Origin of the sequence: Pseudomonas sp. K5002 (genome assembly GCF_013386655.1) — a bacterium.
Taxonomy (GTDB): Bacteria; Pseudomonadota; Gammaproteobacteria; order Pseudomonadales; family Pseudomonadaceae; genus Aquipseudomonas.
On record NZ_JACARK010000010.1, the window covers coordinates 1 to 10,985 of the forward strand.

Here is a 10,985-nt window from a genome sequence, read left to right on the forward strand (position 1 = left end):
CATTTGGCGAATTCTTCCTGCTCCACGGCGCTGCCGTCGCCCGAACCGAGGGACAGTAGCCAGGCAATGGCCGCGTCGAGCACCCGCGCCGACACCGGCTTGGAACTGACCGGGCTCACAGCGGCTCGCCATACAGGGCGATGTAGCACTGGCGGATACCCTGGGCCAGGTATTGCCGCACCCGCGGCACGGAAACCCCCAGGCGCTGGGCGATTTCGGCGTGGCCCATGCCGTCGAGGCGGTTGTAGAGGAAGGCCGCGCGGGCCTTGCTCGAGAGTTTGCCCAGCAGGCGGTCGATGGCCTTGAGGTCTTCGAGGATCAGTTGCTGTTCTTCCGGGGACGGGTGCTCGCTTTCCGGGATCAGCATCAGTTCGGTGAGGTAAGCCTGTTCCAGCGCGGCGCGGCGGAAATAATCGAACAGCAGGCCCTTGGCGATGGCCACCAGGAACGCCCGCGGCTCGCGGGGTTCACGCAGTTCTTCACGGCCCAGCAGGCGCATGAAGGTGTCCTGGCTGAGGTCTTCGGCGCGGCTGGGGCAGGCCACGTTGCGTCGCAGCCACGCCAACAGCCAGCTGCGATGGTCGCGGTACAACGCGCCAACAAGCTCACTGTGGGGACTTTGGATTGACGACAAGGCGACACCGATCGGAAAGTTTAAACTAACGAGAATTATTCGCGATTGTGGCAGAGGTGTAAGGCGGGTGCAATTGGCGTTGGTCGGGCGGCGGCGTAATGCTATCTATCATGGTGATGCCGCTTACTGTGGCGAGGGACCTTGCTCCCGCTCGGCTGCGCAGCAGTCGTAATCCAGGCAGTGCATTTATTCAGTTGGAAATGGGTTGGCTGATTTGGGGGCGCTTCGCACCCCAGCGGGAGCAAGCTCCCTCGCCACCATTAGAATGAGGGCGCCTGCTTGCGGCGTTTCCATTGGCCCAGGCGCTGTTGTAACGCGTGCGGGCTGTCGATCTGCTGCTGCCGTGCGCGGCTGAACAAAATCAGCATCAGTTCCGCCGTTGCCAGCGCATCCGCACTGGCATGGTGACGCTCGCCCACTTGCAGCTTGAAATGCGTGATCCAGTCATCCAGCCCGGCTTCGCGGATGTTGGCGTCGGGGCACAGCAGCGGGGCGATGTCGGCCACGTCCAGGAACGGGTGGTTCAAGCGATAGCCCAGGCTGTCCTTGAGTGCCCGGCACAGCATGTGTTGATCGAAGGGCGCATGAAACGCCAGCAGCGGGCTGTCGCCGACAAACTCCATGAAGTCCATCAGCGCTTCTGCCGGGTCACTGCCCGCTGCAATGGCGCTGGGCCCCAGGCCATGGATCAGCACGCTGGGGCTGAGCTTGGTCTCGGCCCGGTGCAGGGTGCGCTCGAATAATTGCGAGAAGTCCACTGCGCCGTCCTCGATCACCACGGCGCCAATCGAAAGCACCTGGTCACGATTGAGGTTCAGGCCGCTGGTTTCCAGGTCCACCACCACCCAGCGCTGGGCCCGCAGCGATCCGTCCCCCAGCTCCCCAGGTGTGGGCAATTGCTCGACGCGCCGTTGTTGCGCCGCATCCAGGCCAGGTTTGGGTTTGCGCAACCAGCCAAACCAGCTCACAGCTGATACCGCAACGTCAGGCTGCCTTGCAGGCGTTGGGCCTGGCGCAGGGATTCGCGCAGGATGCGCCGGTCGAGGTGGTTGAGGCTGTCGGGATCGACGCGGTTGGAGTAGGGCAGGTTCTCGCGGGTTTGCAGTTGGTGTTGTTGCATGCGAGTTTGCTGGATGAAGTGATAGGCCTCTTCATAGGCGGCGCCATCAAGGCGTTCGATGACTTCCCTGGCCACCAGTTGGCGCAAGCGCTCCAGGGTGTTGATGGCGCTGATGCCGTTGGCCAATGCCAGCAGACGGGCGCCGTCGACAAATGGCGTGAGGCCTTGCACCTTGAGGTCAAGGGTTGCCTTGTCGGCGCCTTTGCGCGTCAACACAAAATCCCGGAAGCGCCCTACCGGCGGGCGCTGGCGCAACGCGTTCTCGGCCAGCATGCGCTGGAACAAACGGTTGTCTGCCACCTGGTCGAGAATGCCCTGGCGCAGTTGCTCGCACCCTTGCTCATCGCCCCACACCACCCGCAAATCAAAATAGATGCTCGAACCCAGCAGATTCTCCGGCGTCGCCTCACGGATAAACCCGGCAAAGCGCCGCGCCCATTCCGCCCGGGACAGGCACAGCTCCGGGTTGCCGGCCATGATATTGCCCTTGCACAGGCTGAAGCCGCACAGCGCCAGGCTCTGGTTGATCTGTTGTGCCAGCGGCAGCAGGCGCCCGCGAATCTCGGCGGCTTCGGCGGCGTCCCGGGCTTCGAACAGGATGCCGTTGTCCTGGTCGGTATACAGCGTCTGCTCGCGGCGGCCCTCGCTGCCGAAACACAGCCAGCTGAATGGCACGCCCGGGTCGCCCTTGTCGGCCAGGGTCAACTCGATGACACGGCACACCGTGTGATCGTTGAGCAAGGTGATGATGTGGGTGATCTGCGTAGACGACGCGCCGTGGGCGAGCATGCGCTCCACCAACTGGCCGATCTCGCCGCGAATCGCCACCAGGTTTTCGACCCTGGGTGCATTGCGGATGGTGCGCGCCAGGTGCACCAGGTCCACCCGCTGCAGGGAAAACAGGTCACGCTCGGACACCACGCCACACAGGCGCTGATCCTTGACCAGGCACACGTGGGCGATATGCCGCTCGGTCATCGCAATCGCCGCGTCGAAGGCGCTGTGGTCCGGCGTGAGGAAAAACGGCGCCTGGGTCATATGGCGCTCGATGCCCTGGTTGAAATCACTGGTGCCGTCGGCCACCACCTGGCGCAGGTCCCGCAGGGTGAAAATCCCCAGGGGCGCCTTGTGTTCATCGACGATCACAATGCTGCCCACTTGCTGCTCGTGCATTTGCGTGACCGCTTCACGCAGCGGCGTCAGCGGGCTGCAGGTGACCGGGTGGCGCATGGCCAATTCACCCAGGCGGGTGTTCAGCGAATATTGGGTGCCGAGGGTTTCCACGGCCTTTTGCTGGACTTGCTGGTTGACCTGGTCCAGCAAGCTGCTCACGCCGCGCAAGGCAAAGTCGCGAAACGCGCTGGAAAGGGCGAACAGCTTGATAAAGGCCGGCTTGTTCAGTTGCAGGCAGAAGGTGTCTTCGGCGGCTTTGTGCTCGGTACGGGTGGCCCGCTCCCCCAGCAGCGCCGCCAGCGGAAAACATTCACCGGTGGTGATTTCAAAGGTGGTTTCTGTCGAGTCCGGCCGCTCGCCGACTACGCGCCCCTGCTTGACGATATAGAAGTGTTCCACCGGCCCGCCCGAGGGCTTGAGGATGCTCTCGCCGGGGCCGTAGAAGCGCAATTGACACTGCTCTACCAGAAATCCCAGGTGGGCGTTTTCCATTTGGTTGAACGGCGGGAAGCGTTGCAGGAATTGCAGGGTGCCGTGGATGTTCTGCAACACAGCGTTTTTCCCCGCTTGTGTGAAAGCATCAGCTTTACTCATACCTATGACCGCAGTTTTTTTGTCGTTATCGTGCCCCATGGTCGACTCCTGCGCTGCGGGTGCCCATTGGACGTAAGTCTAGGTAGCGTTATGCCTTCCACGACTAGGGAAAAACCTTACATGAATATCGTCCAAACCCCGTAGAACGCCCACTAGGCAAACTTTCCGACGAAGTGCACATTGTTCGCCCTTCCGGCGATGTCTGACTTCTGTGCTGGGAGATTGAATAGAACTGCCGAGAAACGTATGTCCGACCACGATATTTTGAGTGATGCCGAGCGCGAGGCCCTGAGTGCTGTTATGCAGGAGCCGGATTTGCCGCCACAACGGGTTTTGATCGTGGATGACGACAAGGACGCGCGCGAACTGTTGGCAGAAATTCTTGGCCTGGACGGCATTCGTTGCATGACCGCCGACAGCGGCGAGGCTGCATGGGACTTGTTGAGTTCCAGCAGCTCCATCGGCTTGCTGATCACCGACCTGCGCATGACGCCGAGCAACGGGCTGCAATTGATTCGCCAGGTGCGCGAATCCACCCGGGCGGCGCTGCCGATCATCATCATGTCGGGTGACGCCGAAGCGCCGGATGTGATTGATGCGATGCACTTGAGCGTGGTGGACTTTTTGCTCAAGCCGATTGATAGCGTGAAGCTGGCGAAGATGGTGAAGCGGGAGTTGGGGATGGCGTCCTAGACGGTGCCATTGGTCTGATTTCGCGAAGAACTGTCAATTCTGACAGTAGGAAAGTATCGAACTTCGCATGTTTACTGATTAGGAGGGGGTGGGTCGCAGGCCTGCACCTAATCAATTTGTGGACAGGAGTTCATCATGAGTACTGAAAAATTCAATATCGATGAGAAAGAACTGCACAAGGCCAAGACTTTAAGCAGTGGTGATGCTCGTATTGAAGTTTCGCGAGATGGCACCTTGAGTCATGTATTTGTGCCTACAGACGTCTTTGGCTATCTCTCCTGGAGCGCTTTGGACGGTGCAGTTGAGAGTGTTCGTATCTACTACGGAAGCGACTTGAAAGCCGGGCCGCATCATCGGAAAGCTCCACTTCTTAATGTCACCTACCGCGATGCCGACGGCCATTCATACCATCAGCCTGTGCTGGGTGACCTCACTGTGCTGGTCGATCGTCCGGAGTCCGGTACTACCTTCAAGCACATCGGGAAACTTACAAACGTAACGTTTGAATCGGACGGAGGAACGGTCACGCTTAATGGGAACTACACCGTTGAGTCCGATTGACATCCCAAACAAAAAAGCCCTGATCGATAGGTCAGGGCTTTTTCGTTTCTAGCGCTTACTCACAGACCATTCTTGGCCTTGAACTCCCGACGCCGACGGTGCAACACCGGCTCGGTATAGCCGTTCGGCTGCTTGGTCCCCTCAATCACCAACTCCACCGCTGCCTGGAACGCGATGTTGCTGTCGAAATCCGGAGCCAGCGGGCGGTACAGCGCATCCCCGGCGTTCTGACGGTCCACCACCGGCGCCATGCGCTTGAGGCTTTCCATCACCTGGGCTTCATTGACGATGCCGTGGCGCAACCAGTTGGCAATGTGCTGGCTGGAGATACGCAGGGTGGCGCGGTCTTCCATCAGGCCGACGTCGTTGATGTCCGGGACTTTCGAGCAACCCACGCCCTGGTCGATCCAGCGCACCACGTAACCGAGGATGCCCTGGGCGTTGTTGTCCAGCTCGTTGCGGATTTCTTCCTCGGACCAATCGGTATTCTGGGCCAGGGGAATGGTCAGGATATCGTCTACCGAAGCACGTTCGCGCTTGGCCAGTTCGGCCTGGCGGGCGAACACGTCAACCTTGTGGTAGTGCAGCGCATGCAGCGCAGCCGCCGTCGGCGAAGGAACCCACGCCGTGTTGGCGCCGGCCAGCGGGTGAGCAATCTTCTGCTCCAGCATGGCGGCCATCAGGTCGGGCATCGCCCACATGCCTTTACCGATTTGTGCGCGGCCTTGCAGGCCGGTGCTCAAGCCGATGTCCACGTTCCAGTTTTCGTAGGCGCCGATCCACTTCTCAGCCTTCATGGCGGCCTTGCGCACCATCGCGCCGGCTTCCATGGAGGTGTGGATCTCGTCGCCGGTACGGTCGAGGAAGCCGGTGTTGATAAACACCACGCGCTCGCTGGCGGCCTTGATGCAGGCCTTGAGGTTGACCGTGGTACGGCGCTCCTCGTCCATGATCCCGACTTTGAGGGTGTTGCGCGGCAGCTTCAGCACGTCTTCGATGCGACCGAACAGCTCGTTGGTGAACGCAGCTTCTTCGGGGCCGTGCATTTTCGGTTTAACGATGTACACCGAACCGGTGCGGCTGTTCTTGCGGCGGGTGTTGCCGTTAAGGCTGTGGATCGCCGACAGGCTGGTGAGCAGGCCGTCGAGAATGCCTTCCGGCACTTCGTTGCCATCCTTGTCGAGGATCGCGTCGATGGTCATCAAGTGGCCAACGTTACGCACGAACAGCAGCGAACGACCGTGCAGGGTCACTTCCTTGCCGTCGGCACCGGTGTAGACGCGGTCGGCGTTCATGGTGCGGGTAAAGGTCTTGCCACCCTTGGCGACTTCTTCCGACAGGTCGCCCTTCATCAGGCCGAGCCAGTTGCGGTAGATCACCACCTTGTCATCGGCATCGACGGCGGCGACGGAGTCTTCGCAGTCCATGATGGTGGTCAGGGCGGCTTCCATCAGCACGTCTTTCACGCCGGCGGCGTCGGTCTGGCCGACCGGGGTGCTGGCGTCGACCTGGATTTCGAAGTGCAGGCCGTTGTGCTTCAGCAGGATGGCAGTCGGCTTGGCTGCGTCGCCCTGGTAGCCGATCAACTGGGCATCGCTGCGCAGGCCGCTGTTGCTGCCGCCCTTGAGGCTGACCACGAGCTTGCCGTCGACGATCTTGTAGCCAGTGGAGTCCACGTGGCTGCCGGCAGCCAATGGCGCGGCTTCGTCAAGGAAGGCGCGGGCGAAGGCGATGACTTTGTCGCCACGCACCTTGTTGTAGCCTTTGCCCTTTTCGGCGCCGTCGGCTTCGCTGATGGCGTCGGTGCCATACAGCGCGTCATACAGTGAGCCCCAGCGCGCATTCGAAGCGTTGAGGGCGAAACGGGCGTTCATCACCGGCACTACCAGCTGCGGGCCGGCCATGTGGGCAATTTCTTCATCGACGTTTTGGGTCGAGGCCTGGAAATCCGCGGCTTCTGGCAGCAGGTATCCGATATCTTGAAGGAAGGCTTTGTAGGCCACGGCGTCGTGTGCCTGGCCGGCGTGTGCCTGGTGCCAGGTGTCGATCCGCACTTGAAAATCGTCGCGTTTGGCGAGTAGGGCTTTGTTCTTCGGCGCCAGGTCGTGGATGACCTTGTCGGCACCGGCCCAGAACTGGTCGGCGGTAATGCCGGTACCAGGAATGGCTTCGTTGTTCACGAAGTCGAACAGGACTTTGGCGACCTGCAGGCCACCGACTTGAACGTGTTCAGTCATTGCTTGCCTCACTCTGCGGAGCTTATGCGCTTTTCAGCTTTTCAATTTACCAATGAAGCCTCTGGCCATGTAAACCGTGAACACGCTGCACCAGTACATGCCGTAGAAGGCGGCTGGGCGGGCTGCGTCGCGGTGCGTGGTTGCCTTGGCAGACATCGACCTAACGTTATGTAGTGCGCGATTGGGCATACTACATGATGAGTTGCGGTTGTGAAAATTAGACTAAATACGTCGTTTAGCGACCCACTTTGGTCGTACGGTCACAGTGGGGTACGGGATGTTCTCAAAAAACTATTGGATTGTTCCATATAAATATAAAAATGGTACACGATTTGTTTTCGCGGGCGCCTGCGTCCACCTTGTAGGAGCGAGCTTGCTCGCGAAGATCGTTAACGATAACGCGGGATGCCTGACACCCAACGGTGCTTTCACGTTCTTCGCGAGCAAGCTCGCTCCTACAGAATCATAAGAAGAGGACGACACCATGGACCATCTCGTACTGACTGTCATCGCCCCGGACAAACCCGGTGTGGTCGAACGCATCGCCCAATGCATCGCCGCCCATGGCGGCAACTGGCTGGAAAGCCGCATGGCGCACATGGCCGGGCAGTTTGCCGGGATTTTGCGGGTGAGCGTGCCGGCGGAAAATCGGCTGGACTTGATTGGCGCGCTGGAAGACTTGTCCACCCACGGCATTCGCGTGCTGCTGGGCGAAAGCAGTTCGCTCGCCCCCAGCGAGTCGCAACCCATCGCGATGGAACTGGTCGGTAACGACCGGCCGGGGATTGTTCGCGACATCACCGCGCTGCTCAGCAAGCAGGGCGTCAACCTGGAGCGCTTGATCACCGACGTGCGCCCGGCGCCCATGAGCAGCGACCTGCTGTTCCACGCCGAAGCCTTGCTGGCGGTGCCGTTGACGCTGCCGCTGGAAACCTTGCAGGCGGCGCTGGAAACCCTGGCCGACGACTTGATGGTGGAACTGGAACTACGCAGCGAGGAATAGTTGCCCACAAGGTTATGCATGGAAATCTTGCATGGGCCTGTGGATAACCTGTAGAGACCCGCGTCCGGCCCAGGCGGGCCGTGGCTCTTCGCCGGCTGGTTAAAAAACGAACAGTTTCAAGGGCTTGTGCACAAACGCCGGGGACCAGGCTGTGGATAACCTTGGGGTGAATGCCTGCAAGCCACACCGGCTGTGGTTTGCAGCGGTTTGTACGTTATTTGATCAGTTTTTCCGCACAGTCATCCAGGCGTCGATGCTGTAAACCACCAGGCCGGCCCAGATAAAGCAGAAGGCGATCAGCGTGGCGGGTGCCAGGTGTTCGTTGAACAACAGCACGGCTTCCAGCAGCACCAGGGTGGGCGCCACGTATTGCAGGAAGCCCAGGGCGGTGTAGGGCAAATGCCGTGCGGCGGCGTTGAAACACACCAGCGGGATCAGCGTCACCGGGCCTGCGGCCACCAGCCACCACGCTTCGGAGGTGCTCCAGAATTCCATCTGTGCGCTGTGGGCCGAGGGGTTGAACAGCAACCATGCGATGGCAATCGGCACCAGCATCCAGGTTTCCACCACCAGCCCGGGCAATGCCTTGACCGGCGCCTGCTTGCGGATCAACCCGTAGAAACCAAAGGTCGCCGCCAGGACCAGGGATACCCACGGCAGGCTGCCGACTTGCCATACCTGTTGCGCCACACCTACCGCTGCCAGGCCCACGGCCACCCATTGCAGGCGGCGCAGGCGCTCGCCGAGGATCACCATGCCCAGCAGCACGTTCACCAGCGGGTTGATGTAGTAACCCAGGCTGGCCTCCAGCATGCGGCCACTGTTCACCGACCACACATAGGTCAGCCAGTTGGCCGCGATCAAGGTGCCGCTCAGGGCCAGGATCGCCAGGCGCCTGGGGTTGTCCCGCAGTTCTCGGAGCCAGCCCGGGTGTTTCCAGACTATCAGCAGCAGACTGCCGAACAGCGCCGACCACAGCACGCGGTTGACGATGATTTCTGCGGCGGGAACGCTGGCGATGGCTTTGAAGTAGATCGGGAACAGGCCCCAGATGACGTAGGCGCTCAGGCCCAATATGTACCCGCGACGGGGGTTGGCGGCTTGCATGCAGAATCCTTGCTTAGGCAGCTAACAAAGCCGCGATTGTAAGGATATTTGTCAGCGGATGTGTGTTGAAAGTGTAGGGCCCAAGGTCAGGGCCCAGACGGCAGGGATCAGAACAGCTTCAACGGTTCTTCGTTGAGCGCCGACAACTGTTCACGCAACGCCAGCACCTGGTCGCCCCAGTAACGTTCGCTGCCAAACCAGGGAAAGCTGTGGGGGAACGCCGGGTCGTCCCAGCGCCGTGCAAGCCAGGCGCTGTAGTGCATCAGGCGCAGGGCACGCAGGGGTTCGATCAGGGCCAGTTCGCGCGGGTCGAAGTCGTGGAATTCCTGGTAGCCGTCCATCAATTCCGACAGTTGCCCCAGGCATTCCTGACGATCACCGGCGAGCATCATCCACAGGTCCTGAACGGCGGGGCCCATGCGGCAGTCATCGAGGTCGACGATATGGAACATCTCGTCGCGGCACATCATGTTGCCGGGGTGGCAATCGCCGTGCATGCGGATGTTCTTGTGGGGCGTGGCCTTGTAGACCTCCTCCACACGCTTGAGCAGGTCGCGGGCCACGGACTCGTAGGCTGGCAGCAGGCTGCGAGGAATGAAGTTGCCTTCCAGCAGGGTGTTCAAAGAGTCGTGACCGAAGTTCTTCACGCCCAGGGCTTCGCGGTGTTCGAAGGGGCGGGTGGAACCGACCGCATGCAGGCGGCCGAGCAATTGGCCGAGGCGATACAACTGGTCGAGGTTGCCCGGCTCCGGTGCGCGTCCGCCACGGCGCGGGAACAGGGTGAAGCGAAAACCCGCGTGCTCGAACAGGCTTTCACCGTTGTGAATCATCGGCGCCACCACCGGCACTTCGCACTCGGCCAGTTCGAAGGTGAAGCTGTGTTCTTCGAGGATCGCTTCGTTGGTCCAGCGTTGCGGCCGATAGAACTTGGCGATCAAGGGCTCGGAGTCTTCGATGCCGACCTGGTAGACACGGTTTTCGTAGCTGTTGAGCGCGAGGATGCGGGCGTCGCTGAGGAAACCGATGCTTTCGACTGCGTCGAGCACCAGGTCAGGGGTCAGTGTTTCAAACGGGTGTGCCATGCGAACTCCTGCGCGCAGCAGGGCGCCGCGTCCGGCCGGGTATGGTAACGCACCGGGGTCGAGATAGGTGGTGACTGTTCTGACGCCTTCGCGAGCAAGTCGAATCGTCGCACCGCCGCTCCCACATTAAACCGAGTCCTGGCTTTGGAATGCGGTCAAGTGTGGGAGCGGGCTTGCTCGCGAAGAGGCCTTATCAGGCGCCGACGATCCCGCCATCATCCCGACGAATCGCCATCACCGAGGACCGTGGCTTGCCATTTGGCAGATGCTCCGGCCAGGTCGACCCACCGGTTTCCCCCGGATGCTGAATCCCCACAAACAGGGTTTTCTGGTCCGGCGAGAAGCTGATCCCGGTCACTTCACAGGCCACCGGCCCCACCATGAACCGCCGAATTTCACCGGTCGACGGGTCGGCACACAGCATCTGGTTATTGCCCATCCCGGCAAAGTCGCCGCCGTTGCTGTAGTCGCCATCGGTGAGGATCCACAACCGCCCGGCCTTGTCGAAGCCCAGGCCGTCCGGGCTGTTGAACATGTTCTGCGGGTTGATGTTGGACGAGCCGCCCTTTGGCGTCCCGGCATGCACGGTCGGGTTGCCGGCCACCACGAACAAATCCCAGCTGAAGTCCGGCGCGCCATGGTCGTTGGCGTTGGCCTTCCAGCGCAGGATCTGCCCGTAGACGTTTTTCTCCCGCGGGTTCGGGCCACCCACCGGCTGGCCGTCTTCGCCGCGCTTGGCGTTGTTGGTCAGGGTGCAATACACCTGGCCGTCGGTGGGGCT

10 protein-coding genes and 2 pseudogenes are annotated in these 10,985 nt (G+C 61.0%); 4 read left to right on the forward strand and 8 right to left on the reverse strand.

Going from position 1 to position 10,985, the window contains the following annotated elements; all coding sequences use genetic code 11:
* The 4 genes and pseudogenes from HX846_RS39355 to HX846_RS00360 form a co-directional block, all read right to left on the reverse strand.
* A pseudogene (locus tag HX846_RS39355) lies at nt 1-119 on the reverse strand (amino acid ABC transporter substrate-binding protein); the annotation flags it as partial.
* Nucleotides 116-634 (reverse strand): RNA polymerase sigma factor, encoded by a 519-nt coding sequence (locus tag HX846_RS00350; protein ID WP_010167452.1) that lies wholly within the window; start codon nt 632-634, stop codon nt 116-118. The gene HX846_RS00350 and the pseudogene HX846_RS39355, both read right to left, overlap by 4 nt.
* Nucleotides 635-894: 260 nt before the next feature.
* Nucleotides 895-1,602, reverse strand: coding sequence for a PolC-type DNA polymerase III (locus HX846_RS00355; RefSeq protein WP_008434358.1), 708 nt, complete (start codon nt 1,600-1,602; stop codon nt 895-897).
* The gene (locus HX846_RS00360; protein WP_177068445.1) at nt 1,599-3,521 is read right to left on the reverse strand and encodes a putative nucleotidyltransferase substrate binding domain-containing protein; all 1,923 of its coding nucleotides are present in this window, start codon (nt 3,519-3,521) and stop codon (nt 1,599-1,601) included. The genes HX846_RS00355 and HX846_RS00360 overlap by 4 nt, the downstream gene beginning before the upstream one ends.
* Before the next feature lie 246 nt (nt 3,522-3,767).
* On the opposite strand from HX846_RS00360, the gene HX846_RS00365 reads away from it, so the two are divergent.
* Nucleotides 3,768-4,214, forward strand: a complete 447-nt coding sequence (locus HX846_RS00365; RefSeq protein WP_003211086.1) for a response regulator — start codon at nt 3,768-3,770, stop codon at nt 4,212-4,214.
* A gap of 135 nt (nt 4,215-4,349) precedes the next feature.
* Entirely contained in the window at nt 4,350-4,775 is a 426-nt protein-coding gene (locus HX846_RS00370; RefSeq protein WP_087694746.1) for a hypothetical protein, read from the forward strand.
* 59 nt (nt 4,776-4,834) lie between these two features.
* Here HX846_RS00370 and HX846_RS00375 read toward each other — a convergent pair whose 3' ends face one another.
* Nucleotides 4,835-7,012: a malate synthase G gene (locus HX846_RS00375; RefSeq protein WP_177008820.1), complete on the reverse strand. Its 2,178-nt coding sequence runs from the start codon at nt 7,010-7,012 to the stop codon at nt 4,835-4,837.
* Between the two features lie 373 nt (nt 7,013-7,385).
* On the opposite strand from HX846_RS00375, the pseudogene HX846_RS39360 reads away from it, so the two are divergent.
* Both HX846_RS39360 and HX846_RS00380 read left to right on the forward strand, forming a co-directional pair.
* Nucleotides 7,386-7,472 (forward strand): annotated as a pseudogene (locus tag HX846_RS39360) (outer membrane lipoprotein carrier protein LolA); the annotation flags it as partial.
* 24 nt (nt 7,473-7,496) lie between these two features.
* Entirely contained in the window at nt 7,497-8,015 is a 519-nt protein-coding gene (locus HX846_RS00380; protein WP_003211081.1) for a glycine cleavage system protein R, read from the forward strand.
* Nucleotides 8,016-8,237: 222 nt separating this feature from the next.
* Here HX846_RS00380 and rarD read toward each other — a convergent pair whose 3' ends face one another.
* The 3 genes from rarD to HX846_RS00395 form a co-directional block, all read right to left on the reverse strand.
* Nucleotides 8,238-9,122 carry an EamA family transporter RarD gene (gene rarD / locus HX846_RS00385; protein ID WP_003211079.1) on the reverse strand — a complete coding sequence of 295 codons (885 nt, stop codon included), beginning with the start codon at nt 9,120-9,122 and terminating at the stop codon, nt 8,238-8,240.
* Nucleotides 9,123-9,229: 107 nt separating this feature from the next.
* Complete coding sequence (locus tag HX846_RS00390) at nt 9,230-10,204, reverse strand: serine/threonine protein kinase (protein ID WP_003211077.1); 975 nt, start codon at nt 10,202-10,204, stop codon at nt 9,230-9,232.
* 193 nt (nt 10,205-10,397) lie between these two features.
* Nucleotides 10,398-10,985, reverse strand: a 588-nt coding sequence (locus tag HX846_RS00395; RefSeq protein ID WP_178964781.1) for a PhoX family phosphatase, incomplete at its 5' end; no start/stop codon positions are given.